The organism is Glycomyces niveus (assembly GCF_017592475.1).
Classification (GTDB): Bacteria; Actinomycetota; Actinomycetes; order Mycobacteriales; family Micromonosporaceae; genus Glycomyces; species Glycomyces niveus.
In genome coordinates this window covers 332042-356110 of sequence record NZ_JAGFNP010000004.1, presented here as the reverse complement: position 1 = coordinate 356110, position 24069 = coordinate 332042, and the positions used below count along the sequence as shown (strand labels likewise).

Sequence of the window (24069 nt, the reverse complement as noted above, 5' to 3'; positions counted from 1 at the left end):
CCGCCCGCCCGTCCCGAAACGGCCGGGACGCCTACTTCGCGTCGAGCCGCGCGAAGTACGCGTCGACCAGGGGCTTGCCGATCCCGGTCATCCACTGCTCGAACGTGAGCAGGCCCGGGTGGATCTCGCGCAGCGCCTCGATGTCGACGGGCAGGGGGTGCGCGTTGAGGATGCCCAGCATCTTCGCGGTGGACGGGCTGTCCGCGGCGACCTGGTCGACCGTGATGCCGATGTAGGGCACCTCGCGCCCGACGACGCGGCCGATGAGCGCGGCCTTCTCGGTCTGGCCGAGGTTGTCGCCGGCCAGCTCGTACACCTGCCCCCGGTGCCGTTCCGGGTCGGCGAACGCGATCGCGGCGAAGGCGGCGATGTCGTCGGCGGCGATGTGCGGTTCGAGCGTGTCGGCGTTGAGCATCGAGACCAGCGCGCCGTCCTGCAGCTCGCGGAAGGAGTCGAACGTGTTCTCCATGAACGAGCTCGGGCGCAGAATCGTGTGCGGCACCCCGCTCGCGGCAATCGCGCGCTCGGCTTCGGCCTTGCGCTGCAGCATGTCCATCACGGCTTCGAGGGGGCCGCCGACACCGATCGAGGACGAGTGCACGAGGTGCGCGACGCCCGCGGCCTTCGCGGCGGCGCCGATGTTCGCGGCGCTGCGGCGCTCGTGGTCGAGGTCGTGGCCGTAGGGGCCGCCCTCGTAGGCGCCGGCGTGCACGCTGAAGACACCGAAGGCGCCCGCCGCGGCGGCGTCGAGCGAGGCCCGGTCGTCGAGGTCGCCTGCGACGACTTCGGCCCCGGCCTCCTTGAGCGCCTTGGCCTTCGCGCCGCCGGGGTCGCGGGTGAGGGCCCGCACCCGCCAGCCGTCGGCGAGCAGGCGGGCGGCGACGGCCCCGCCCTGGCGGCCGGTCGCGCCGGTCACGAGGACGGTCTTCTCGGATGCAGGCATGGGTGTTCCTTTCGGTGGAGGGGTGCGCCGACTACTATCGGGAGCGGCGACCCGGTTTCTGAAACGGAACACTACACCCGTTTAAGTGAGTCCACGAGAGGGGGACCCATGCCCGCCGCAACACAGCGCGCCGAACGCTCCGACTCCCAGCGCAACCGCCAGAACGTCCTCGAGACGGCCGACCGGCTCTTCGCCGAACGCGGCGCCGCGGTGTCCCTCAACGAGATCGCGGTCGCCGCCGGCGTCGGCGCGGGCACCGTCTACCGCCACTTCCCGACCAAGGACGCCCTGCTCGCCACCGTGCTCGACCAGCGGCTCGGCCAGCTGGGGGAGTACGGCGAGCGGGCGCTGGCCATGCCCGACCCGGAAGCGGCCTTCTTCTCCTACCTGCGGTTCATCACCGAGCAGGCCCTCGCCAACCGGGCGATCTGCGAGGCCCTGGTCGCGCGGGGCGACTGGCAGGAGCCCTCGAAGGCGATCGGCCGCTGCGTGCTCGACTCCCCGCTCTCACTCCTGCTCGCGCGGGCCCAGCGGGCGGGCGTCGTCAGAGGCGACCTCGACGTCGAGGACGTGCGCGCCCTGCTCACCGGCTGCACGGCCAGGATCGACGATCCCGCACGCGCCCAACGGCTTCTCGAAGTCCTCTGGGACGGCTTCCGTGCGCAACGAAACCCCGAGGTTCGTAACGAAACTCCGGCGGTTCCCGAACTCCGTAACGAAACGAAACGGAACTGTCCCGTCTGCGGCGGCCCGCTTCCCGAGACCGCCACCGGGCGGCCCGCGAAGTACTGCTCGGCGGCCTGCCGCCAGAAGGCGTTCCGCAAGAAGCGCAAGACCACGTAGTCACAGGTCGGTCTCAAGGCCTTCCCCTTTGGCAACCGCTCGCCTAGGATCGGTCCCGCATCTGCCGAGACCACCGGAGGAGGCCGCCATGGCCCGCAGGTTCGCCACTCACGAGCGGCGCGAGGTCGCCGCGCTCGACGGCATCTGGGACTTCACGTTCCTGGGCGAGGCCGACCCCGACGCCGTCGAAGTCGACCGGATCGAGTTCGACGCGTTGATGGCCGTGCCCGGCTGCTTCGACGCCTCCCCCGCCTACGCGGGCAGACGCGGCCTGGCCGCCTACCGCATCCGCACCGACGTCGAGGCCGGGCGCCAGCGCCTCGTCTTCGACGGCGTCCAGCACTGGTGCCGCGTCTTCTGGGACGGCGAACTCATCCGCGAGCACGCCGGCGGCTTCTCGCGCTTCACGGCCGAGACCGAGGCCGACGCGGGCACCGCCGAGATCGTCGTCCTCGTCGACAACCGGTTCGACGAGCGCTCTCCGCTCCACATGGAGCACTTCGACTGGTACGCGTACGGCGGCATCTCGCGCAGCGTCGAGTTGCACCGGCTCGGCCCCGTTCGCGTCGAGGGCCTGCGCATCGCCACCGCTTCGACCGCCGACCGGCGCGTCAGCGTCCGGATCGACTACGCCGCTGACGCCCCGGCCTCGGTGCCGCTCGAGATCGAGTGCGACGGCCGCGCCGTCCTCACCGAGACGGTCGCGCTCGACACCGCCGGCAGCCTCGATCGCGTCCTCGAACTCCCTTGGGCCGCATCGTGGTCGCCCGAGCACCCGAACCTGATCACCGTGAGCGTGCGCCTGGGGGAGGACGACCTCCGCGAGCGCTTCGGCCTCCGCGAGGTCCGCACCGAGGGCGCCCGGATCACGCTCAACGGCGAGCCCGTCACCCTTCTGGGCGTCAACCGCCACGAGGCCCACCCGCAGTTCGGCCACACCCAGCCCGAAGCGCTGCTCGTCAACGATGTACAGCAGCTCAAGGACCTCGGCTGCAACTTCGTGCGCGGCAGCCACTACCCGCTCGACCCACTGTTCCTCGACCTGTGCGACGAGGCCGGCATCCTCGTCTGGTGCGAGTCGATCGGCTGGCAGTACCCGGTCGAGCACCTCACCGACCCCGCGTTCATCGACGCGCAGCTCGAGCACATCGGCGAGATGGTCGCCGCCTCGCAGAACCACCCGTCGATCATCCTGTGGGGCATCCTGAACGAGTGCCCGAGCTGGTCCGACGAAGGCCACCCGGTCTACGAGCGGCTGCTGGGCCGCCTGCGCGAGCTCGACCCCGACCGGCTCGTGACGTACGCGAGCATCAACGCCCACGACGACAAGTGCCTCGACCTGGTCGACGTGGTCGGCGCGAACACCTACCCCGGCTGGTACTACGGCGACCTGCCCGACATCCCCGGCGAGCTCGACCGCATCAGCGCGCACGTGGACGCCCTGGGATTCGCGGACAAGCCGCTCATCATCTCCGAGATCGGCGCCGGCGCGGTGCCCGGCTGGAACGACTCGCACGGCTCGCTGTGGACCGAGGACTACCAGGCCCGCCACCTCGACACGGTGGTCGGGCACCTGCTCGACGGCCAGGACCGCATCTCGGGGCTGGCGATCTGGGTGCTCGGCGACTTCAAGACCACCGAGCTGCGGCGCATGGCGCTCACCCGCCCGCGCGGCGTGAACGACAAGGGCCTCATCGACGAGTACCGCCGGCCCAAGCAGGCCTACCGGGTCGTGCAGGGGCATTTTCGAAAAGAGCGCAGCCCGCGTGCCGAGCAGGCCTGACACGGCGGGCGCTCAGTTCAGCGGTCGGTGACCCGGTGCAGGACCTCGCGTCCGCGCTCGGGCAGTTCGGAGGCCGCTGAGAGGAGCGCGTCCCGTGCGTCCTCGAGCGCCGAGACGGCGCGGCGATAGCCGCGGGCGGACTTGCGGCGGTCGTAGGCGATCTTGCCGCCGATGACGGCGGCCGCGACCAGCACCGCGCCGACCGCGACGAGCGCCAGTCCGCGGCGGACTTTGCGCGGGGCGGGCCAGAGGTCGTCGTCAGGGGCGTAGGACTCGTCTAGCGCTTCGACGGGGACGGCCTCGTTCTCGAGGTCGGACAGTCGCAGTGCGTCCGTCTCGCCCGCCGCTTCGGTCTCGTTCGGCTTCTCGTGCTTCGACTTCATGGTCGCGCCTCCCTCGGTCGGTCACTGGGAGTTTACCCAGGACGGCAAGGAAATAGGCGTCTTGCGCCGCAGATTCGCGGTGCAAGACGCCTTCGGACTCAGGCTAGGTCCAGAGCGAGTAGCTGTTCATCCGGAAGTCGCGCCCGCCCGAGGACGAGGTGATCTCCCAGCCGAGCTGGATCTGGTCGATGCGGACGTTCGGCATCCGGCCCTGGTTGACCAGCCACTGGCAGATCGGGGTGATGTTCACGGTGCCGCTGGTGAACTGGCTCGTGGCCATGAAGCTGTAGACGGGGTTGGCGCCGTTGTGGCCCTGGTGGTAGTTCCAGTTGCGGCCGCCGAGGTTGACGTTGGTGACGTAGCCGCCGATGGGGCCGACGTTGGACGTCCACTGCGTCCAGATCATGATCTCGTGGGCGTGCCCGTTGCCCCACACGTCGTAGGTCGTGTTGTACGCCAGGCCCGAGCCGGAGCCGGGGACGGTCGCGTTGAAGGAGCTGCCGACGTTCCCCATGTTGGAGACGGTGCGCCCCAGCGTGTAGGAGACGTTCGGGTACGACTTGATGCCGCCGGTGTTGGGGTGGTTGGCCCACACGCCCCAGTTGCTGTACGAGTTCGCCCAGATCGACTGGGGGCCGTAGCCGTTGCCCCAGACATTGTTGTAGAGGGTGTAGGCGCCGTTCTGCCAGCTGCCCCACCGGTCGGAGGAGGACCAGTTGGCGGCCTGCGCGGGGGACTGGAGGGCGCCGACGGCGCCGGCGGTGGCGAGGGGAGCGGCCAGCGCGGCCGAAAGGAGCGATCTGCGTCGCATGAGGGCACGCCTTTCTTGAGGTCATGGTGTCAGCCGTCGACACCTCGTCATATGTTGACGAATGTCGATACGTTAATTAGAGCATGTGCCCCAATTAATGTCTAGTTCCGATACGCCCGTTATCGGCGGTGTTCCCTCGATCGGGTGGTCGCCCTGGGGCAAAAGTTGCGAAACGGGGCGAATGCCAATGACCGCTGCTGCGAGCCCGGTCTCACCGTCCCGGCCAGCGGTAAGCGCGGGCGGTTCGCGGTCGCCCCGGCCAGGCCCGCCACGTAGAATTCCGGCCGTGAAGACCTTCGAGCAGCTCTACGCCGAACTCGCCGACAAAGCCGCCACCCGACCCGAGGGATCGGGCACCGTCGCCCAGCTCGACGCCGGCGTCCATGCCATCGGCAAGAAGATCGTCGAAGAGGCGGCCGAGGTCTGGATGGCCGCCGAATACGAGTCGGACGAGGCCGCGGCCGAGGAGATCTCCCAGCTCCTCTACCACCTCCAGGTGATGATGGTCGCCCGCGGCATCAGCCTCGACGACGTGTACCGGTACCTCTAACCAGCTTCCGAAAGGCCCATCCGCATGCTCCGCATCGCCGTGCCCAACAAGGGATCGCTCTCCCAGGGCGCCACCGACATGCTCACCGAGGCGGGTTACCGCCAGCGCGGCTCCAGCCGCGACCTCCAGTCCCTCGACGCCGCCAACGACGTCGAGTTCTTCTACCTGCGCCCCAGCGACATCGCCACCTACGTCGCCTCCGGCGACCTCGACCTCGGCATCACCGGGCAGGACCTCGCCGTCAACTCCGGCGAGGAGGTCGAAGAGGTCCTCGCGCTCGGCTTCGGCCGCTCCACGTTCCGCTACGCCGCCCGCCCGGGCACCGTCGACACCGTCGCCGGGCTCGACGGCAAGCGCATCGCGACCTCGTTCCCCGGGGTCGTGCGCACCGACCTCGAGAAGCACGGGGTCAAGGCCGAGATCGTCAAGCTCGCGGGCGCGGTCGAGAACGCCATCGCCCTCGGCGTCGCCGACGCCATCGCCGACGTGGTCGAGACCGGCACGACCCTCAAGCAGGCCGGGCTCGCCGTCTTCGGCGACCCCATCATGCGCTCCGAGGCCGTCCTGGTCCGCAAGGCCGGCAACGGCCAGTCCCCGGCCGTCGAGCAGCTGCTGCGCCGCCTGCGCGGCGTGCTCGTGGCCCGCTCGTACGTGATGCTCGCCTACGACGTGCGCGCCGAACTCCTCGAGGCCGCCGTCGAGCTGACGCCCGGCATCGAGTCGCCGACGGTCTCCCCGCTGCATCGGGAAGGCTGGGTCGCGGTCCAGTCGATGACCGAGCGTGCCGACCTGCACCGGGTCATGGACGCCCTCTACGAGATCGGCGCCCGCGGCATCCTGGCCTCGAACATCGACGCCTGCCGGCTCTGATCAGCTGAGCCGCGGCGCTTCGAGCGCCGCGGCCGCATCGGCCCGCTTCCGCAGCTCGGCGGCCATCGCGACGGCTTCACCGACGTCGCGGTGCGCCGCCCTCGCCGTGTGCCCGATGCCCCCGGCGGTCATCGCGTGCACCGTCGCGAGCCCCTGCAGCCGCTGGATCGGCCCCTGCACGACCCGCACCGACTGTATTCGCGCATACGGCACCGCCACATGCGTGTTCACCCACCAGCCGTGCCGCACCACGAACACCTTCTCGTCGAGCCCCGCACCGGTCCGCTTCCAGCGCAACGGCATCCGCCACCGCGCCCGGCGCGGCGGCCGCTCCACCGCGAACACCGACGGCAGCTCGGGCACCGCCTGGGCGGCCACGGTCGCGACCTCCGTCGGCTCCCCGACCGGCAGTGCCGTGGTCGACCTGACGACCGAACCGCTCGCCTGCGCCACCGCCGCCGTCCATACCTCGACCCGCCGCCAGTCCTTGCGCCGCCACAGGATCGGCTCGTCGAAGCTCACCGCCGTCACCCGGTCCACCGGCACCGTCTCGTGGCTCGTGTCGGTCAAGCCCCGCTCGATGAGCAGGTTCCCGCCGTCGCGAGTGATCCGGAACCGGCAGTTGCGCAAGAACCGGTTCACCGTCGCGACGGTGCTCTGCACGTAGCCCAGCAGCGCCGGGGCGAGGAAGCCGAACCACAGCGCCGTCGCGACCTTCGTGAACCCGAAGATCGACCCGATCACCGTGAACGCCGTCCCGAAGATCAGCAGCGCCGTCACCTGCACCGGCAGCGCCTCCAGCAGCGACGCGAGCGCCAGCTTCCGCACCGTCACCGGCGGGACCAGCGGCGCCGGACCCTCCGATACCTCCTCTGCGGACGCCTCAAGGTTCTCGGCCCGCGGCGCGGCCCCGGGCCTGCCCGCGATCGAGAGCAGCTCAGAACGCAACTCCAGCGCCCGGTCGTGCTTGAGGTACGCCAGCCGCGCGTCCGTCCCGTCCCCGCCCGCGACCTCGATGTTCAACTGCGCCAAGCCGAACACGCGTGCCCGCAGCGGCCGCACCAGGTCCACCGACTGCAGCCGGTCCAACGGCACCGTGCGGTGGCTGCGCGTGAACACGCCCCCGTAGATGTGCAGCTCCCGGCCCCAGATCACGAACCCCCGGAACTGCAGCGCGATCAGGCTCGCGATGCCGCCCACGACCGCCGCCGCCACCGCCGCGTACACCGCGAACAGGAAGTTCCGCGACGTGAACATCTGGATGCCCACCGCCGCCGCGGCCGCGGTCAGGAACCGCACGCTCTCCAGCAGCGGCGTGAGCGGGTGCAGGCGCTGGCGCTGCATGCCCTCGGGCGGCGCGCTCGGCGTGTACGGCGCGGGGCCGAAGGGCGCGGGCGCCAGTGGGGGAGCGGGCTCGTCGCCGCGGACCTCTCCGGCCTCCGCGCTCACAGCCCCTCCCGGACCTCGGCGGCGCGGACGGCGAGCCGGTCGCGCAGCGCGGCGGCCACCTGCGGGTCGAGCCCGGGCACCTCGGTCGTCGAGCCGAGCGCGGCGGTGCGCACCTGCACCGTGGTCAGCCCGAACATCCGCTCGATCGGCCCGGCCGAGAGGTCGATGAGCTGGATGCGGCCGTAGGGGACGATGCTCAGCCGGCGCGTCAGCAGCCCGTGCCGCACCAGCAGGTCCTGGTCGCGTTCGGCGTACCCCCAGGTCCGCACCGTGCGGGAGACGGCGAGCGCGCGCAGGCACGCGAGCAGCACGTACCCGGCGAGCGTCCACAGGAGGCCGTCCCAGCCGAGCCAGATCGTCAGCGGGACCGCGGCGATCACGGCCAGGATGAGGACGTTGAGGAGGCTCCGCAGCACCCACACGGTGCGCAGCTTCGGCGACATGGGCTGCCAGGAGATCCCGTCCGGCCACAGGTCCCACACCGGGACGGCGCTCGCGTTCATCGCTCGATCATTCCACGCTCGGTCATGCCAACCTCTGAGTCTCGCAAGGGAATCCGCGCGCCGTGAGGAATTCGCGCAGCATCGGCTCGTGCTCGTCGCAAGCGGCCCAGCGCTTCACCCGGTCGCTGCCGTGGATGCGCGGATTGCGCCACAGCAGCATCCAGGTCGCCGTCTCGCGGCAGCCGCGCGACGAGCAGACAGGTGCTTCGGCCGGCGCTACTGGATCTGAAGTCACAGCGCGATTGTCCGCCAAGTCCCGCCTCGGCGGCGCTCGCGAGCCGCAAATGTGGACCGCCTCATCCGGTGCGGGGCCATACCGCGGTGTCGATGAACGCCTCCACGGCCTCGATCACGTCCGCCATCGCGTGCGCCGACTCCACGAGCGGCCGACCGCGGATGAACATGCCGTGGTCGGCCCCGCGGATCTCGCAGACCTCGCCGGGCAGTTCGCGGGCGAGCGCGGTGTTCCACGCCGGGTCGGTGGTGCCGCCCACCAGCAGGTACGGGGCGGTCGAGCGGCGCAGGGCCTGCACGATCGGGTAGTGCTGGAGGAACGGCGTGAACCAGATCGCCGGGAGCCCGTGGTGGGCCGCGAGGATCGCGGCGGCCGTGCCGAGCGACTTGCCGACCAGCAGCGGCGGGTCGTCGTTGTGGACCCGGTCGAGCACGGCCTCGGTCTGCTCGCACACGCCCTCGATCATGCCCTGCGGGTCGGCCGCGAGCTGGTCCACGCCCTTCCACACCAGCGGGTACGTATGGGCGCCACGGGACTGCAGGGCCACGTGGGTGTACATCAGCAGCGGCCCTTGGACGCTGTAGTTGCGTCCGGGGAGCAGCAGGGCCTGGCGGCGGCGGGGCATGAGGGGAATTCTAGTGCCGCTGGGGCGGCTGCGCCTCCCACGGAAACCCGGCGCGCTGCGGCGCGGCGTTGTCCCGCATGGTCCGCGCGGCAGGTTCCGGGCAGCAAAAGACCCGCGCGACCACGGGGGAAGTCGCGCGGGTTGGTGAAAGCATAGCGCTCCGACATTTCGCAGCAACGGATTGAATCCGCGCGGCGTGTCACGCTTCTGGGCAAATACCACGTCACCGTTTGCCGAGCCGAGGCCATGGCAGTCTAGACTCCCTGCGCTGCAAGGGGATCGGCGAGAACTGTCGGGTTCCCGACAAATCGCGGTGCGGCCGCACTCAGTGCCGGCTCGCAAGCTTCCCCGGCCGCACTCAGTGCCGGCTCGCACGCTTCCCCGGCCGTACTCAGCGCCGGCTCGCAAGCTTCGCCGGTGTGCCGAACCGGTCCGTGAAGCCCCCTGCCATCCTCGAACGGGCGAATTAGTATCGACAGCACCAGACCGACCGCTCGCGAAGGAACCGACATGGGATCAGCCGAGGCCGACCGCTCCGACCGCAAGTCCGGGTCCTCCACCCCGGCAGAGAACGCCGCCCTGCTCGAGAAGGCGCTGTTCGAGATCAAGAAGGTCATCGTCGGCCAGGACGCCCTCGTCGAGCGCATGTTCGCCGCGCTGCTGGCCCGGGGCCACTGCCTCATCGAAGGCGTGCCCGGCGTCGCCAAGACCCTCGCCGTCGAGACCATGGCCCGCGTCGTGGGCGCGGACTTCCAGCGCATCCAGTTCACGCCCGACCTGGTCCCGGCCGACATCGTCGGCACCCGCATCTACCGCCAGTCCTCGGAGTCCTTCGACGTCGAGTGGGGCCCGGTCAACACCAACTTCGTCCTCGCCGACGAGATCAACCGCGCCCCCGCCAAGGTCCAGTCCGCGATGCTCGAGGTCATGGCCGAAGGCCGCATCTCCATCGGGGGCCAGACCCGCGTCCTGCCCAAGCCGTTCCTGGTCATGGCCACCCAGAACCCCATCGAGCAGGAGGGCGTCTACCCCCTCCCCGAGGCCCAGCGCGACCGGTTCCTGTTCAAGATCAACGTCGGCTACCCCACCGACGCCGAAGAACGCGAGATCGTCTTCCGCATGGGCGTCGACACGCCCGTGCCCGAGCGCATCCTCACCACCGACGACCTCCTGCGCCTCCAGCAGGCCGCCGACGGCGTGTTCATCCACAACGCCCTGGTCGACTACGCCGTGCGCATCGTCATGGCCACCCGCAGCCCCGCCCAGGCCGGCCTCGGCGCCATCGCGCACCACATCCAGTACGGCGCCAGCCCCCGCGCCTCCCTCGGCCTCATCCGCGCCACCCGCGCCATCGCGCTCCTGCGCGGCCGCGACTACGCCCTGCCGCAGGACCTCGACGACATCGCCCCCGACGTCCTGCGCCACCGCCTCGTCCTCTCCTACGACGCCATGGCCGACGGCGTCGTCACCGACCAGCTCGTGGGCCAGCTCCTCGCCGCCGTCCCCGCCCCCACGGTGAGCCCGCGCCAGGACGCCGCGCCGCGGCCCGAGTCCCCGCCGCCCTACCAGCCCCAGCAGCCGGGCGCCTGGTGAGGACCGCGGCACCCGTGGAACACGACCTGCGCGCCCTCGACCGCCTGCAGCTCAACGTCACCCGCCGCCTCGACGGGCTCCTGCACGGCGACTACCTCGGCCTGCTGCCCGGGCCCGGCTCCGAGCCCGGCGAAGCCCGCGAATACCGCGCCGGAGACGACGTGCGCCGCATGGACTGGCCCGTCACCGCCCGCACCACGGTGCCGCACGTGCGGACCACCATCGCCGACCGCGAACTCGAGACCTGGCTCGCCGTGGACCTCTCCCCGAGCCTCGACTTCGGCACCGTCGGCATGCTCAAGCGCGAACTCGCCGAAGGGGCCGTCGCCGCCTTCGCCTACCTCGCCGGACGCGGCGGCAACCGCATCGGCGCCGTCGTCACCGAAGGCGGCCCGGCCCGAGCCATCCCGCCGCGCCCCGGCCGCGGCGGCGCCCGCTCCCTCCTGCGCACCGTCACCACGCTCCCGCGCGGGGAAGGAGCGGGCGATCTGGCCGAACTCATCGACAAGACCCGCCGCCACGCCCGCCGCCGCGGCCTCGCCGTCGTCATCTCCGACTTCCTCGAGGATGAGGACCACCCGAGCGACTGGACGCGCGAGCTGCGCCGCCTCGCCGTCCGCCAGCAGGTCCTCTGCGTCGAGATCCTCGACCCCGCCGAACTCGCCCTCCCCGACGTCGGCGTCCTCGACCTCATCGACCCCGAGACCGGGGCCACCGTCGAAGTCCAGACCGGCAACGCGCGCTTCCGCGCCCGCTACGCCGAGGCCGCCGCCGAGCAGCGCGACCGCATCGCCGCGGGCATCCGCGCCGGCGGCGCGGCCCACCTCCGCCTCTCGACCGGCTCCGACTGGCTGCGCGACATCGCCGCGTTCATCGCGCAGCGCCGCCACCTCGCCGCCTACCGCTAGCGCCGCCTACCGACCAAGGAGAAGTGTTGATCCGCCTGCTCGAACCGATGTGGCTCCTGGCGCTCATCGCCGTCGCCGCGCTCGCCGCGGTCTACGTCTGGGCCCAGTTCGCCCGCCAGCGGATCGCCGTCAGGTTCGCGAACGCCTCGCTCCTGGCGAAGCTCGTGCCGAAGATCCCCGGCTGGCGCCGCCACCTCCCGGCCGGGCTCCTCGTCATCGCGCTGGCGGTGCTCGTGGGCGGCATGGCCCGCCCGGCCGTGGACGTCGACGAGCCGCAGGAGCGGGCCACGATCATCCTCGCGATCGACGTCTCACTGTCCATGATGTCCGAAGACGTGTCGCCGACCCGCATCGAGGCCGCGAAGGAGGCCGCCGCCGGGTTCGTCAGCGACCTGCCCGAGCAGTACAACGTCGGCCTCGTCTCCTTCGCCGGGTTCGCCTCGGTGAACGTGCCGCCCACCAAGGACCACGCCAGCGTCGCCTCCGCGATCCTCGGCCTCAACCTCGCCGAGGCCACCGCCACCGGCGAGGCGGTCTTCGCCTCCCTGCAGGCCGTGCAGCAGGTCCCCGCCGACGAGTCCGGGACGCTCCCGCCCGCGCGCATCCTGCTCATGTCCGACGGGTACCGCACGGCCGGGCGCACCGTCGAGGAGGCCACCGAGGCCGCCTCCGCCGCGAACATCCCCGTCTCCACGGTCGCGTTCGGCACCGACGAGGGCGTGATCGAGCTCGACCAGGAACTCGTCTCCGTGCCCGTCGACCGCGACGCCCTCGCCGCGCTCGCCGACGGCTCCGGCGGGAACTTCTACGAGGCCGCCACCGCCGAGGAGCTGCGCTCGGTCTACGAGGACATGGAGTCCTCGCTCGCGCACCAGACCATCGCCCGCGACGTCTCCCAGTGGTTCATCGGGACCGCGATGATCCTGCTGTTCGCGGCCGCCGGACTCAGCCTCGCCTGGACCTCCCGCCTCACCTGATCCTGAGGCCCGAACCACACGGCGCGTGAAGGCCCCTTCGCCGCGGAAGGGGCCCGTCGCTACGATCGTCGGTGGCTTCATACAAATAAACTTGAGGAGTTCGAACAATGGCGCGCACGGTCCTCGTCACCGGAGGCAATCGCGGGATCGGTCTCGCTATCGCCAAGGCCTTCGCGGCCCAGGGCGACAACGTCGCCGTCACCCACCGCGGCACCGGCGCCCCCGACGGCCTCTACGGCGTGCAGTGCGACATCACCGACACCGCCTCGGTCGACGCCGCGTTCACCGAGGTCGAAGACAAGTTCGGTCCCGTCGAGGTCCTCGTCGCCAACGCCGGCATCACCGACGACACCCTCCTGCTCCGCATGAGCGACGAGCAGTTCGAGCGCGTGGTCGACACGAACCTCAAGGGCGCGTGGCGGGTCGCCAAGCGCGCCTCCTCGAAGATGCTGCGCGCCAAGTTCGGCCGCATGATCTTCATCTCCTCGGTCGTCGGCCTCTACGGCAACGCCGGGCAGACCAACTACGCCGCTTCCAAGGCCGGGCTGGTCGGCCTCAGCCGCTCCATCACCCGCGAACTCGGCTCGCGCAACATCACCGCGAACGTCGTCGCCCCCGGCTTCGTCCAGACCGACATGACCGACGCGCTCCCCGAGGCGCAGCGCAAGGCCTACCTCGACTCGATCCCCGCCAAGCGGTTCGCGACGGCCGAGGAGATCGCCGGGGCCGTCACCTGGCTCGCGGGCGACAACGCCGCCTACGTCAACGGCGCGGTCATCCCCGTCGACGGCGGCCTCGGCATGGGCCACTAGCCCCCTCGCGGGCCACAGTATTTGCAAGCACGAATAACGACGGAGGAACAGATGACTGGATTCTTGGACGGCAAACGGCTGCTGATCACCGGGGTGATCACCGAGCAGTCCCTCGGCTTCGGCGTGGCCAAGTACGCGCAGGAGCAGGGCGCCGAAGTGGTCCTCACCGGCTTCGGGCGCATGTCCCTGGTCGAGCGGATCGCCAAGAAGCTCCCCACGCCCGCCCCCGTCATCGAGCTCGACGCCACCGACCCCGAGCAGCTCGCCGGGCTCGAGGCGAAGGTCCGCGAGCACGTCGACGGCATCGACGGCGTCCTGCACGCCATCGCCTACGCCCCGCCGTCGGCGCTCGGCGGGAACTTCCTCAACACCCCGTGGGAGGACGTCGCGACCGCACTGCAGGTCTCGACCTTCTCCTACAAGGCCCTCGCCATGGCCTGTCTGCCGCTGATGGGGAACGGAGGCTCCATCGTCGGCCTCACCTTCGACGCCAGCCAGGCCTGGCCCGTCTACGACTGGATGGGCGTCGCCAAGGCCGGCCTCGAGTCCGCCAACCGCTACCTCGCGCGCGACCTGGGCCCCAAGGGCATCCGCGTCAACCTCGTCTCGGCGGGGCCGCAGCGCACCATGGCCGCCAAGTCCATCCCCGGCTTCGAGGCCTTCGAGGAGGCGTGGACCACCCGCGCCCCGCTCGGCTGGTCCCTCACGGACTCCGAGCCGGTCGCCAAGGCCTGCGCGGCGCTCCTGTCCGACCTGTTCCCGGCCACCAGCGGCGAGATCCTGCACGTCGACGGCGGCTTCCACGCCGTCGGGGTCGAGCGCACCGAGCAGTAGCGGAGCCGCCATGACCATGAATGGCTACGACGCCGTCCTGCTCGTCTCGTTCGGCGGCCCGGAGGGCCCTGGCGATGTGCTCCCGTTCCTGCGCAACGTCACCCGCGGCCGCGGCATCCCCGACGAGCGCCTCGCCGAGGTCGCCGAGCACTACTACCACTTCGGCGGGATCTCGCCGATCAACCAGTGGTGCCGCGAAGTCCTCGAGGCCCTGCGCCAGGAGTTCCGCGCGAACGGGATCGACCTGCCGATCTACTGGGGCAACCGCAACTGGCCGCCGATGCTCGTCGACGCCGTCACGCAGATGACCGGCGACGGCGTCAAGCGCGCCCTCGCCCTGTGCACCAGCGCCTACGGCTCGTACTCCTCGTGCCGCCAGTACGTGGAGGACATCAACGCCGCGCGCGCCGCCGTCGGCGACACCGCGCCGGTGATCGACAAGATCCGCCACTTCTTCGACCACCCGGGCTTCGTCGGCGGCTTCGCCGCGCAGCTCAAGCGGAGCCTGGGGGAGATCGAGGACCAGTCGAAGACCCGCGTGGTCTTCACCGCGCACTCGATCCCCGACGTCATGGAGGAGTGCTCGGGCCCCGAGGGCGCCCGCTACTCCGACCAGGTCGCCGAGGCCGCCGCGCTCGTCGCGTCGCACGCCGGCTGGACCGGGCCGTTCGACGTGGTCTGGCAGTCCCGGTCGGGTCCGCCGTCGATGCCGTGGCTCGCGCCCGACATCAACGACCACCTCAAGGTCCTCGCCTCTGAAGGCGTCGACACCGTCGTGGTCAGCCCGGTCGGGTTCCTCTCCGACCACATCGAGGTGCTGTGGGACCTCGACAACGAAGCCAAGGACACCGCCGCCGAACTCGGCCTGCGCTACCTGCGGGCGGGCACGCCCGAGGTCGGCGCGGACATCGTCGGCATGTTCCGCGACCTCATCGCCGAACGCGTCCAGGGCGCGCCCCTGCAGCGCCTCGGCAAGCTCCCGGTCTGGGACCCGATGGTCGAGGGCTGCTGCCCCGCCCGACGGCCCCCGGCTCCCGAAAAGCACCGCAGCCGCTAAGCGCTGATCGACCGGGCCCGCGTCCGCACGGACGCGGGCCCGGCCCGCAATCACCGCAGGTCGCTCCCCTCGGCGACGCTGGCGAGCCGGAAATGTGCTCCGCATGACATGCTTGTGGTGTGGAACCTGTCTTCTATTGGATCATCGCCGCTGTGATCCTCGGCGCCATCGAGCTCTTCACCGGCACCCTGGTCCTCGCCATGGTCGGCGTCGGCGCCGTCCTCGCCGGCATCGGCGCCTCCCTCGGCGCCCCCTTCTGGCTCCAGGCCGTCCTCTTCGGCGCCGGCTCGGTCGTGTCCGTGTTCGGTCTGCGCCCCTTCCTGAAGCAGGCCCTCGAAAACGACGCCCGCGGCGACAGCACCCCCCGCGCCTTCGGCTCGCGCGCCATCGAAGGCGCCCAGGCCCGCGTCGTCAAGAAGGTCGACGCCGACGGCGGCCTCGTCGAGATCGAGGGCGCGAACTGGACCGCCTTCCCTCTCGAGCCCGACCAGTCGCTGGAACCCGGGATGAGCGTGACAGTGGTAGAAATCAAGGGAGCCAGCGTCATCGTCTGGAAGCAGAGCTGACTGGTAGCCCCCGTATAGCCTTGCCGCACGAAGACCCGAAGCCAAGTGAAGAGCCCGCCGATCCCAGACACTGGAGGCTGAGAACAATATGGACGCCGTAGGCATACTGCTGCTGATAGTCGCGATCTTCTTCATCATCGTGCTGTTCCGCTCGATCAAGATCGTTCCCCAGCAGTGGAACTACATCATCGAACGCCTCGGCAAGTACCGCCGCACCCTCGAGCCCGGGCCCCGGCTCCTGGTGCCGTTCGTCGACAACGTCCGCGCGAAAGTGGACCTGCGCGAGCGCGTCGTCAACTTCCCGCCCCAGCCGGTGATCACCGCCGACAACCTCGGCGTGCAGATCGACACCGTCCTGTACTACATCATCACGCAGCCCACCGCGGCCGTGTACAACATCGACGACTACCTCGCCGGCGTCGAGCAGCTGACCACCACCACCCTCCGCAACGTCGTCGGCTCCATGGACCTGGAGAAGACCCTCACCAGCCGCGAGGAGATCAACGCCCGCCTCGCCGCCGAGCTCGACAAGGCCACCGACAAGTGGGGCCTCAAGGTCACCCGCGTCGAACTGCGCTCCATCGAGCCGCCGCTGAGCATCCGCGACGCCATGGAGAAGCAGATGCGCGCCGAGCGCGACCGCCGCGCCGCCATCCTCAACGCCGAGGGCACCAAGCGCTCCTCGATCCTCATGGCCGAGGGCGAGCAGCAGTCCGCGGTCCTGCGGGCCAAGGGCGAGCGCGACGCCGCGGTCCTGCGCGCCGACGGTGAAGCCAAGGCGATCCAGACGGTCTTCGCGGCCATCCACAACGCCAAGCCCACCGACCGGCTCCTGACCTACCAGTACCTCCAGACGCTGCCCACGATCGCCCAGGGCGACGCCAACAAGGTGTGGGTCATCCCCGCCGAGCTCACCAAGGCCCTCGGCGGCATCGGCAACGCCTTCGGCGGCGCCGACTCCTCCGGCCCCGCCCAGGAGGAGGAGGTCGAGGTCGACACCAGCGCCCTCGAACTCGACGACTCCGCCGCCCAGGCCCTCGAAGCGGCCCAGCAGGCCGCCCGCGAGGTCCAGGACCTCGGCGAAGGCAAGACCCGGGACGAGCTGCCGCCCGCCCCCGCTTAGCAGCACGAGACGCCCGGGGAGCCGCTCCCGAGAGCGGGCACCCCGGGCGTTCGCGCACCCGTAGGGCAGAATCACCGGGTGCCCGACGTCATCACCATCGAAGACCCCGAGGACGACCGCCTCGGCGACTACCGCGCCCTCACCGACCTGGCCCTGCGGACCCGCTTCGAGCAGCCCCACGGCCTCTTCATCGCCGAGGGCCACCAGGTCATCGGCCGGGCGCTGCGCGCCGGCTACCGGATGCGCTCGATGCTCATCGACGCCAAACGCGCCGACCAGCTCGCGCACCTCGCCGAGGACGCGCCCTGCTACACCGCCGGGCCGGACGTCCTCGAGTCCGTGACCGGCTTCCACGTGCACCGGGGTGCGCTGGCCTCGTTCCACCGCAAGGAACTCCCCGCGCCGGCCGACCTCCTCAAGAGCGTCGAACGCCTAGTCGTCCTCGAAGGTTTGAACAACCACACCAACATCGGCGCCGTCTTCCGGGTCGCGGCAGGACTTGGTTTCGACGGCGTCCTCCTTGCCCCCGATTGCGCGGACCCGCTGTACCGCCGGAGCGTGCGCGTGAGCATGGGGGAGGTGTTCGCGGTCCCGTACGCCTACCTGGAGCCGTGGCCGAGCGGCCTCGCTCAAATCCGCGAGGCCGGCTTCACCCTCCACGGCCTCAGCCCCTCGCGTGGTGCGATCGACATCGGCCAGGTGACCGCCGAGGAGCGCGAGCGCCCGGCCCTGATGTTCGGCGCGGAAGGCCCCGGACTGACGGCGGCAGCCCTGGACGCGTGCGACCGCACCGTGGTGATCCCCATGCACGCGGGCGTCGACTCCCTCAACGTCGCCGCGGCGACCGCAGTGGCCTGCTGGGAGCTGTCGCAGCCCACGCCCCGCTAGAGGCTCACCGTCGCGAACTCGGACTCGCAGGGCGGACCCCACGTGTACGAGAACCGCTTGGCGTCCAGTTCCAGGTGCGCGGCGAACGCCGTATGCGTCTGCAGCTCAACGGGATCGGTCTCGACCGGGTGACGGCAGAGCCCGAGCGGCCCGCCCTCGTGGTCCCGCATGGCGGCGTACAGCCGCTCGCGGGACACCGGCGACTCCTTGGCGAGCAGGGTCTCCATCCGGTCGCAGCGGTGATAGGTCGACACCCGCCCCGTCTCGAGCCAGCTCTCATAGACCCCGAGCGCGGCAGGATCCCGGAAGTGGTTGGCGTGCACCAGGGGAGCGACCCCGTCCTCGTAGATCACCCGAGACCCCAGGGGAGAGGTCTCAACGGTCAGAACCCCGTCCGCCGCGCTCCCCAGGAAGAAGTTGGCCGAGCAAGCGGGCCGAGGCGCGAGGGCATGCCCGACGGCCTCCCCAAGACTCGAGGACTCCAAGACCCGCTGCGCCCGAAGATGGAACGGCACGGTGTCGAGCCGCCAGTCGTCGGCTGAAGCCCCGAGTCCGTTGATGCACAACCCGATCCCATGGCTGTTGAGCCCGATCTTCGCCCCGGCGACACCGGCCTCGGTGAACCCGATCACCGTCGTGTCCCCGTGCTCCCACTGCAGGAGCGCCCCTTCGACCCCGGTGAACCAGTCCCAGTTCTGCCCGATCTGGGTGCCGCCGGAGGTGAACACGCCGTCGGAGCCGCCGAACGAGGTGCACTCGGACCGGATGCTGTCGACCGTGGGCCGCCCGAACTCGCTCCAGGCGCTGTACAGCAGCTCATACCGGGCGTTGAGCAGCACGATGTCGAGCAGATCCTGCCCCGACCCTTCGGCGATCCCGTCCATGGTCGCCCGGTAATCCGCGTCATACCGCGTGAACTGCTCTAGAAACCGCTGCGAACGCTCCGCCAGCTCCTCCTTCGGCACGCCTGAAGTGAGCATCCGGGACCGGTACACCGCGACATTGGTGCGGATCGCCTCCCGCAGGGCCTCGCCGTGCTGCAGCCCACGCTCGAGCGGGCCGCCTTCTAGGTGCAAGAGCGGAAGAGAAGTCATGGATCCGATTGTGACAAAAGCAATACGGATAATCCAGCGACTTCCTCAGCGGCCCATCAGGGCCTGCTCCACCTGCGAGTAGTGGATCGTCCACCACTTCACGAGCCCGGTTTGGCCCGGCAGCAGATGGTCGCATGCCGAGTTGTGCCGCACGTAGTGCCACTCGATGACCCAGTTGTCGGTCAGCCGGTCCCACCACAGCTGGTGCGTGGCCAACCCGATCTCGGGCTCCCCGACATCGAAAACCGACCGATAACCCCCGGCGAACGCCCGGATCCGATCACAATCCAGCCCCCGCTCATCGCCATACGTGAAGTAGAACACCGCCGCTCGCGCCATCTCCCTGGCGTACGACGACACCACCAACCGGTCCCAGTCCAGGATCGCCGAGATCCGGTCGTCCGGCCCGTGCAAGACGTTGTGCGGATGCAGGTCCCCGTGCGTATACCCCGTGTACTGCGGCAGCAGATCCGGCGGCCGCCGGTCCCCGAGCCTCACCAGCAGCCCGCGCTTCAATCGCAGCGTCTGCTCGGCAATTGCCTCGAACCCGGTCTTGTCACCCCGCCCGGCCGCGACCAGCTCCAACAACCGGTCGACCTTCTGCAGCGCCGCTTCAGTAGTCGGCGGATTCTCAGCCTTAGGAGCCCGATCAGCAGGAATGGAAGCGTGCAACGTCCGATGCAACCTGCCGATAACCGACCCGAGATCCCGGCAAGCCTCCCTCGACATGGACAAACCGGACCGGTGCCGTCCCCCCACCCACGGGAAGACGCCGAACTCCTCGCCCTCCAGAAAAATGGTGGTCCGCCCGTCCCGGCTGAGCACCGGCAGCACCACCGGCACTCCCGAGCCCCCGAGAGTCTGCAGCACATGGAACTGAAACTGCAGCTCAGGGCCGGTGACGTCCCGGAACAACTTGAGTAGATAAGACCCGGACGACGTATCGACCCGCCACGACCGGTTCATCAACCCGGTCTGGACCCGCTGCATCTGGTAGATCTGCCCGAGATCCCAATGTGTCAACGCCGCGTCGGGGAGTCGAGGCGCGGTCACGGTCATGCCCCCCAGCCTAGCCGCCGCCGGCACCCCCACCCGACCGCGAACCCCCCTTGGCGAACCCCCGAAAGCATCGTGTAAAGTTTCATCTCGTTGCCGGGGTGATCGAAAAGAACAAACTGGCAGCTCAACACAACCACATATAGAATCACTGTGCACGCGCGGGTGGCGGAATGGCAGACGCGCTAGCTTGAGGTGCTAGTGTCCTATTATGGACGTGGGGGTTCAAGTCCCCCCTCGCGCACAGATTAAAGGCCCTGGTAACAGGGCCTTTTTCGTGTCTTCGGGCGGCCCCGCGTGATGCCTTTGTAGAGGGCCGCGGGGAGCCAATAGGGGAGCCATTCGAGCCTGTTTCTGGAGCCGTTCCGAAGGCGCCGTTGCTGATCGGCTGTTGCTGGTCACGAGCAGGTCTGCCCTTGGACCGGGTTGAGGTGAGTATGGGCCCACTCCAGGGGCCGGGCTTCCTCGGTGCGGACGCCGGTGAACATCGACAGCGCGATGTATGCGTGGATCGGGCGGCCCTTGCTGGCTGACAGGAGCGCCTTGCCCTGGCGCATCGTTGGCGCGGAACCGCACCAATGACCACTAGTCCGGTCAACATGTCGCATCATCCTCGGCGATACGGGGTGATCGCCGAGGTCTCGATGTAGCCGCCGTCGCCGATCACCGTCGCATTGCGGACCGCGTGTTAGATGCCGGACTCGGCGAAGGCCGAGAAAACTCGGTGAGGAGTCGTGTTCCTGCAGGTTGGGGCGTACGGACTGTGACATGACCCGGGCGGGAGTTCAACCAATCGGGAAGAGCTAAGACCCAGTGCTCGACTCGGGGGTGCGCGCCGTGCATTCCTCTATCGCGGCGGCGACTTCTGGGTCGGCTTCGTCGAGCTGGGACTGGTCGTCGCCGAGTTCCACACCGCGCCCCGCGAGGCAGTCGCGGTAGGCGGCGGGATCATCGGGCTCGTCCGAGCCCGGAGCCTCGCCTCTGGGGAAGCCGCCGCCCACGGGCATCTCGTCCGTGCAGGCTTCTTGGGCCGCCTGCCAGTCCTCGTCGCTGACGCCTTCAGGGGCTTCGACTCCGCCGCCGAAGCCGCCGGAAGGCATGTCGCTCGGCATCCCCCCGGACATTTCAGTGGGCATATCCGTCGGCAGGTCCGTCGGAGCATTCTCAGGATCGAAGCTCGGCATTCCGCCGCCGAGGTCGGCCGCCCAGCCCTCGGGCAGCTCGATGCCCTGTTCCTCAATGCAGGCGACATAGGCGCTCATCGCGTCGCCGCTGGTAGAGGCGCTCTCGTCGGGGTTCTCGTCGGTTTCGACTCCGGATCCGCAGGCGGTCAGGAGAAGGCCGGCGGCCGTGAATGCAACCACGTGCAGGAGATGCCGCGGCAAGGAGGAAATGGTGCGCATAGCGGCATACTGTCCGCCCTTGACGTTGAGAACTGCTCGAACTCGGCTCAAGATCAGCTAGGAGTCGGATTCCGAGTCGGCTCTGAGGTCGGCTTGAGCCCGCACCCAGGAACGAAGTCGAAGATCTCCTGCATGGGATTGTCCTCAGCACAGTGATCCTCATATCCGCACCGGGCTCCTTGCTGCGACGCCTCGGCCGAGCCGGACACCAATGAACGGACTTCAGGGAGGAGCTTCGGTGAGCATCTCGCCTGAGCGCAAAGACCGAATTCTGGTCGTCGACGACGAGGAGAACATTCGCGCGCTGCTGTCGGCCACGCTGCGACTCACCGGCTTCGAGGTCGAGGTCGCCCAAGATGGTACCGAATGCCTGCACGCCGCCGACGAATTCGAGCCCGACCTGGTCATCCTCGACGTCATGCTGCCCGATATGGACGGCTTCGCTGTGGCCGAGCGGTTGCGTGCCGAGGGACGCCAGACCCCGGTCCTGTTCCTGACCGCCCGCCACTCGGTGCGCGACAGAGTCACCGGGTTGACCGTCGGCGGCGACGACTACGTGACCAAGCCGTTCGACCTCGAAGAGGTCGTCCTGCGGGTGCAGGCGATCCTGCGTCGCGTCACCTCCGCACCGATCGTCCTCGAACAGGAGGTGCTGCGCTACCACGACCTCGAACTCGACGACACCGTGCACGAGGTGCGCCGTGCGGGAAAGACGGTCGGTCTGTCCCCCACGGAGTTCAAACTGCTCCGCTATCTGATGATCAACGCCGGCAAGGTCGTCAGCAAGGACCAGATCCTTGATCGGGTGTGGGCGTACGACTTCGGCGGCAGCGGCCGCATCGTCGAGTCGTACATCTACTACCTGCGCAAGAAGATCGACATGGTCGACCCGCCGCTGATCCACACCGTCCGCGGCTTCGGATACTCGCTCAGGCTCCCGAGGGCCGATCAGTGAGACCCGCGCTCCGCCGGTGGCGACACTGGACGGTCCGCACTCGCATGGCCGTCACCACCGTCGCACTGTGCGCGCTCGCGCTGGCCATCGCCATAGTGTCCGCCACAGCCCTCCTGGAGGGGGTGCTGACCGACCGGATCGACGAACAGCTGCGGGGCGCCGCCGAGATTGCCGAACGGCGAGCCCCTGTCGACGACCTGCCCGGCGGTGGCCCAGTCCGTGACCCGTTCGCTCCGACCACCGACATGCCGGAGGTGCCGCGCGTCTATGTCTACGACGCCGACGGCGCCTTCGTGAACGCCATCGGCGACGGTGACGAGGAGGTCGACTTCCCCGCCCTGACTGATCTGGGAGACCTGGGGGAGCACACGGAAAGCGCGGCGCCTTACACAGTCGAGGACACCGACGGCAATGCTTGGCGTGTCCTCGTCGAGAAGGACGGCGACACCGGCTATGTCGTCCTCGCACTGTCGGTCGAGCACGTGGAGGCGGCCACCGAGAGCTTGCTGCTCATCGGCAGCGGTGTCAGCCTCGCCATTCTCGCGCTGCTCGCGGTCGGCGCGCTGTGGGTGGTCGGGATCGGTCTACGTCCTCTCGACCGCATGGAGGTCACCGCAGTGCAGATCGCCGAAGGGCGGCTCGACGAGCGCGTGGCCGACACCGATCCCCATACGGAGACCGGCCGGCTCGGCCAGGCGTTGAATATGATGCTCGCGCGCATCCAGGCTGGTCTCGACGACAGCGCGGCATCCGAAGGGCGACTGCGTCAGTTCCTCGCCGACGCCTCCCACGAGCTGCGTACCCCGCTCACCTCCATCACCGGCTTCGCGCAGCTCTACCAGCGCGGCGGCGCCCCGCCCGGCCCGGTCCTCGACGAGGCCGTCGGCCGCATCGTGGCCGAATCGCAGCGGATGCGGCTCCTGCTTGACGACCTCATGCTCTTGGCCGCGATCGACGAGCAACGCCCCTCCGGGCGAGGCGAGGTCGATCTCCTGGGCATCTGCGCCGACGTCATCGGCGATGCGCACCTGCGCGAGCGAGGCCGCTTCGTCTCCCTGGAGCCGTTGAGTGGAGGTACTGAAGACCTGCTTGACGCAGTCGCCGTCGTCGGCGATGAGCCGCGCCTGCGTCAAGTGGTCACCAACCTGGTGGCGAACGCGTTGCGGCACACCCCGTCTCAGGCTCAGATCGCCGTCCGCCTCGGTTGGAGCGGCAGTGCCGGACCGCCATGCCTGGCGCAGGTAGGGGAGGTGCCGCCGCCGCCTTGCGCGGTGGTCGAAGTCGTTGACACCGGCCCCGGTATTGCTGCCGAGCACGCCGAAGCCGTCTTCGAGCGGCTTTACCGCCTCGATCCCGGCCGCGCCCGAGTTACGACTGCAGATGAGGGTGGCTCAGGCCTGGGGTTGTCGATCGTGGCCGCGATCGTCACCACCCATGGCGGTTGCGTGCGCTTGGCGTCCACCCCTGGCGGTGGTGCGACGTTCAGGGTGCTGCTGCCCGAGAGGTGAACCTCCGAATTGCCTTCGAGGCCGCTCCGGAGCCCTGTCGAGGTGGCGGTTGCGGAGCTCTCCGACCAGGTCACCGCCACCGGGAAGGCAGGAGAGGAAGGCACGGTGTCAGCGAATGACGGGACCGAGATCGTCGCGTATCGCATCGACCGAGGGGCCGACGGATTACGTAGCGTCATCCCTTCCGCATGGATATTCCTTATATGGGTGTTTCTCTGAGGCAACTTTGAGTTCACCATGAGTTCACTGAAACCTTCGCCGGGTTGACTCGTCGACGTTCCCAAGCATTCAAGGAGCGTT

At 69.6% G+C, this 24069-nt stretch carries 26 protein-coding genes and 1 tRNA gene; 16 read left to right on the top strand and 11 right to left on the bottom strand.

The window, feature by feature from the left end:
- Positions 1-31: 31 nt before the first annotated feature.
- The gene (locus tag J5V16_RS10025) at positions 32-943 is read right to left on the bottom strand and encodes an NmrA family NAD(P)-binding protein (RefSeq protein WP_208496050.1); all 912 of its coding nucleotides are present in this window, start codon (positions 941-943) and stop codon (positions 32-34) included.
- Between the two features lie 108 nt (positions 944-1051).
- Here J5V16_RS10025 and J5V16_RS10020 point away from each other — a divergent pair, with 108 nt between their 5' ends.
- Positions 1052-1786, top strand: coding sequence for an SbtR family transcriptional regulator (locus tag J5V16_RS10020; RefSeq protein ID WP_208496049.1), 735 nt, complete (start codon positions 1052-1054; stop codon positions 1784-1786).
- A gap of 88 nt (positions 1787-1874) precedes the next feature.
- A complete protein-coding gene (locus tag J5V16_RS10015; RefSeq protein WP_208496047.1) occupies positions 1875-3569 on the top strand; it encodes a glycoside hydrolase family 2 protein in 1695 nt (564 codons plus the stop codon).
- Between the two features lie 17 nt (positions 3570-3586).
- Here the strand turns inward: J5V16_RS10015 and J5V16_RS10010 are convergent, their stop codons facing one another.
- Positions 3587-3952, bottom strand: coding sequence for a hypothetical protein (locus J5V16_RS10010; RefSeq protein WP_208496046.1), 366 nt, complete (start codon positions 3950-3952; stop codon positions 3587-3589).
- Positions 3953-4055: 103 nt separating this feature from the next.
- A complete protein-coding gene (locus J5V16_RS10005; RefSeq protein ID WP_208496044.1) occupies positions 4056-4763 on the bottom strand; it encodes a GH12 family glycosyl hydrolase domain-containing protein in 708 nt (235 codons plus the stop codon).
- A gap of 286 nt (positions 4764-5049) precedes the next feature.
- On the opposite strand from J5V16_RS10005, the gene J5V16_RS10000 reads away from it, so the two are divergent.
- Positions 5050-5313 carry a phosphoribosyl-ATP diphosphatase gene (locus tag J5V16_RS10000; protein WP_270109719.1) on the top strand — a complete coding sequence of 88 codons (264 nt, stop codon included), beginning with the start codon at positions 5050-5052 and terminating at the stop codon, positions 5311-5313.
- 24 nt (positions 5314-5337) lie between these two features.
- Positions 5338-6183, top strand: a complete 846-nt coding sequence (gene hisG, locus J5V16_RS09995; RefSeq protein WP_208496040.1) for an ATP phosphoribosyltransferase — start codon at positions 5338-5340, stop codon at positions 6181-6183.
- On the opposite strand, the gene J5V16_RS09990 is transcribed toward hisG, so the two are convergent.
- The 4 genes from J5V16_RS09990 to J5V16_RS09975 form a co-directional block, all read right to left on the bottom strand.
- A complete protein-coding gene (locus J5V16_RS09990; RefSeq protein ID WP_208496038.1) occupies positions 6184-7632 on the bottom strand; it encodes a PH domain-containing protein in 1449 nt (482 codons plus the stop codon).
- Positions 7629-8135 carry a PH domain-containing protein gene (locus J5V16_RS09985; RefSeq protein ID WP_208496032.1) on the bottom strand — a complete coding sequence of 169 codons (507 nt, stop codon included), beginning with the start codon at positions 8133-8135 and terminating at the stop codon, positions 7629-7631. Before J5V16_RS09985 ends, J5V16_RS09990 begins: the two co-directional genes overlap by 4 nt.
- Before the next feature lie 22 nt (positions 8136-8157).
- Positions 8158-8370, bottom strand: a complete 213-nt coding sequence (locus J5V16_RS09980) for a hypothetical protein (RefSeq protein ID WP_208496030.1) — start codon at positions 8368-8370, stop codon at positions 8158-8160.
- A 61-nt stretch (positions 8371-8431) separates the two neighbouring features.
- Complete coding sequence (locus J5V16_RS09975) at positions 8432-8995, bottom strand: alpha/beta hydrolase (protein ID WP_208496028.1); 564 nt, start codon at positions 8993-8995, stop codon at positions 8432-8434.
- Between the two features lie 510 nt (positions 8996-9505).
- Between J5V16_RS09975 and J5V16_RS09970 the strand changes: the two genes are divergently transcribed.
- The 9 genes from J5V16_RS09970 to J5V16_RS09930 all read left to right on the top strand — a co-directional run bounded on the left by J5V16_RS09970 (position 9506) and on the right by J5V16_RS09930 (position 17753).
- Complete coding sequence (locus J5V16_RS09970) at positions 9506-10588, top strand: AAA family ATPase (protein ID WP_208496027.1); 1083 nt, start codon at positions 9506-9508, stop codon at positions 10586-10588.
- Complete coding sequence (locus J5V16_RS09965; protein ID WP_208496180.1) at positions 10582-11496, top strand: DUF58 domain-containing protein; 915 nt, start codon at positions 10582-10584, stop codon at positions 11494-11496. The genes J5V16_RS09970 and J5V16_RS09965 overlap by 7 nt, the downstream gene beginning before the upstream one ends.
- Positions 11497-11522: 26 nt before the next feature.
- Positions 11523-12473: a VWA domain-containing protein gene (locus tag J5V16_RS09960; RefSeq protein WP_208496026.1), complete on the top strand. Its 951-nt coding sequence runs from the start codon at positions 11523-11525 to the stop codon at positions 12471-12473.
- Between the two features lie 107 nt (positions 12474-12580).
- Positions 12581-13285 (top strand): beta-ketoacyl-ACP reductase, encoded by a 705-nt coding sequence (locus tag J5V16_RS09955; RefSeq protein WP_208496025.1) that lies wholly within the window; start codon positions 12581-12583, stop codon positions 13283-13285.
- Between the two features lie 51 nt (positions 13286-13336).
- Positions 13337-14119 (top strand): enoyl-ACP reductase FabI, encoded by a 783-nt coding sequence (fabI, locus tag J5V16_RS09950; RefSeq protein WP_208496024.1) that lies wholly within the window; start codon positions 13337-13339, stop codon positions 14117-14119.
- 16 nt (positions 14120-14135) lie between these two features.
- Positions 14136-15176, top strand: a complete 1041-nt coding sequence (locus J5V16_RS09945; protein ID WP_208496179.1) for a ferrochelatase — start codon at positions 14136-14138, stop codon at positions 15174-15176.
- Between the two features lie 119 nt (positions 15177-15295).
- Positions 15296-15742, top strand: a complete 447-nt coding sequence (locus tag J5V16_RS09940; protein ID WP_208496023.1) for an NfeD family protein — start codon at positions 15296-15298, stop codon at positions 15740-15742.
- 88 nt (positions 15743-15830) lie between these two features.
- Positions 15831-16865, top strand: coding sequence for an SPFH domain-containing protein (locus J5V16_RS09935; protein WP_208496022.1), 1035 nt, complete (start codon positions 15831-15833; stop codon positions 16863-16865).
- 78 nt (positions 16866-16943) lie between these two features.
- Positions 16944-17753, top strand: a complete 810-nt coding sequence (locus tag J5V16_RS09930) for a TrmH family RNA methyltransferase (RefSeq protein WP_208496021.1) — start codon at positions 16944-16946, stop codon at positions 17751-17753.
- Here the strand turns inward: J5V16_RS09930 and J5V16_RS09925 are convergent.
- Together J5V16_RS09925 and J5V16_RS09920 are read right to left on the bottom strand one after the other, a co-directional pair.
- Positions 17750-18847 (bottom strand): C45 family autoproteolytic acyltransferase/hydolase, encoded by a 1098-nt coding sequence (locus tag J5V16_RS09925; RefSeq protein ID WP_208496020.1) that lies wholly within the window; start codon positions 18845-18847, stop codon positions 17750-17752. The genes J5V16_RS09930 and J5V16_RS09925 overlap by 4 nt on opposite strands.
- A 45-nt stretch (positions 18848-18892) precedes the next feature.
- Positions 18893-19906, bottom strand: a complete 1014-nt coding sequence (locus J5V16_RS09920; RefSeq protein WP_208496019.1) for a phosphotransferase — start codon at positions 19904-19906, stop codon at positions 18893-18895.
- A gap of 156 nt (positions 19907-20062) precedes the next feature.
- Here J5V16_RS09920 and J5V16_RS09915 point away from each other — a divergent pair.
- Positions 20063-20147: transfer RNA gene (locus J5V16_RS09915), tRNA-Leu, on the top strand.
- 154 nt (positions 20148-20301) lie between these two features.
- Here the strand turns inward: J5V16_RS09915 and J5V16_RS09910 are convergent.
- Entirely contained in the window at positions 20302-20460 is a 159-nt protein-coding gene (locus J5V16_RS09910; RefSeq protein ID WP_208496018.1) for a hypothetical protein, read from the bottom strand.
- A 246-nt stretch (positions 20461-20706) separates the two neighbouring features.
- On the bottom strand, positions 20707-21306 hold the full coding sequence (locus tag J5V16_RS09905; protein ID WP_208496017.1) for a hypothetical protein: 600 nt from the start codon (positions 21304-21306) through the stop codon (positions 20707-20709).
- 238 nt (positions 21307-21544) lie between these two features.
- On the opposite strand from J5V16_RS09905, the gene J5V16_RS09900 reads away from it, so the two are divergent.
- Together J5V16_RS09900 and J5V16_RS09895 are read left to right on the top strand one after the other, a co-directional pair.
- A complete protein-coding gene (locus tag J5V16_RS09900; RefSeq protein WP_307792911.1) occupies positions 21545-22261 on the top strand; it encodes a response regulator transcription factor in 717 nt (238 codons plus the stop codon).
- A 44-nt stretch (positions 22262-22305) separates the two neighbouring features.
- A complete protein-coding gene (locus J5V16_RS09895; RefSeq protein WP_208496015.1) occupies positions 22306-23769 on the top strand; it encodes a sensor histidine kinase in 1464 nt (487 codons plus the stop codon).
- Positions 23770-24069: the final 300 nt, after the last annotated feature.

Bases quoted from the DNA above. Each gene is read 5' to 3' on its own strand.
- J5V16_RS10010 (WP_208496046.1), bottom strand. From the start codon at position 3,952: ATGAAGTCGAAGCACGAGAAGCCGAACGAGACCGAAGCGGCGGGCGAG.
- J5V16_RS09935 (WP_208496022.1), top strand. From the start codon at position 15,831: ATGGACGCCGTAGGCATACTGCTGCTGATAGTCGCGATCTTCTTCATC.
- J5V16_RS09910 (WP_208496018.1), bottom strand. From the start codon at position 20,460: ATGCGCCAGGGCAAGGCGCTCCTGTCAGCCAGCAAGGGCCGCCCGATC.
- J5V16_RS10015 (WP_208496047.1), top strand. From the start codon at position 1,875: ATGGCCCGCAGGTTCGCCACTCACGAGCGGCGCGAGGTCGCCGCGCTC.
- fabI (WP_208496024.1), top strand. From the start codon at position 13,337: ATGACTGGATTCTTGGACGGCAAACGGCTGCTGATCACCGGGGTGATC.
- J5V16_RS09975 (WP_208496028.1), bottom strand. From the start codon at position 8,995: ATGCCCCGCCGCCGCCAGGCCCTGCTGCTCCCCGGACGCAACTACAGC.
- J5V16_RS09970 (WP_208496027.1), top strand. From the start codon at position 9,506: ATGGGATCAGCCGAGGCCGACCGCTCCGACCGCAAGTCCGGGTCCTCC.
- J5V16_RS09905 (WP_208496017.1), bottom strand. From the start codon at position 21,306: ATGCGCACCATTTCCTCCTTGCCGCGGCATCTCCTGCACGTGGTTGCA.
- J5V16_RS09895 (WP_208496015.1), top strand. From the start codon at position 22,306: ATGGCCGTCACCACCGTCGCACTGTGCGCGCTCGCGCTGGCCATCGCC.
- hisG (WP_208496040.1), top strand. From the start codon at position 5,338: ATGCTCCGCATCGCCGTGCCCAACAAGGGATCGCTCTCCCAGGGCGCC.
- J5V16_RS09920 (WP_208496019.1), bottom strand. From the start codon at position 19,906: ATGACCGTGACCGCGCCTCGACTCCCCGACGCGGCGTTGACACATTGG.
- J5V16_RS09985 (WP_208496032.1), bottom strand. From the start codon at position 8,135: ATGAACGCGAGCGCCGTCCCGGTGTGGGACCTGTGGCCGGACGGGATC.
- J5V16_RS10025 (WP_208496050.1), bottom strand. From the start codon at position 943: ATGCCTGCATCCGAGAAGACCGTCCTCGTGACCGGCGCGACCGGCCGC.
- J5V16_RS10020 (WP_208496049.1), top strand. From the start codon at position 1,052: ATGCCCGCCGCAACACAGCGCGCCGAACGCTCCGACTCCCAGCGCAAC.
- J5V16_RS09955 (WP_208496025.1), top strand. From the start codon at position 12,581: ATGGCGCGCACGGTCCTCGTCACCGGAGGCAATCGCGGGATCGGTCTC.
- J5V16_RS09945 (WP_208496179.1), top strand. From the start codon at position 14,136: ATGAATGGCTACGACGCCGTCCTGCTCGTCTCGTTCGGCGGCCCGGAG.
- J5V16_RS09925 (WP_208496020.1), bottom strand. From the start codon at position 18,847: ATGACTTCTCTTCCGCTCTTGCACCTAGAAGGCGGCCCGCTCGAGCGT.
- J5V16_RS10005 (WP_208496044.1), bottom strand. From the start codon at position 4,763: ATGCGACGCAGATCGCTCCTTTCGGCCGCGCTGGCCGCTCCCCTCGCC.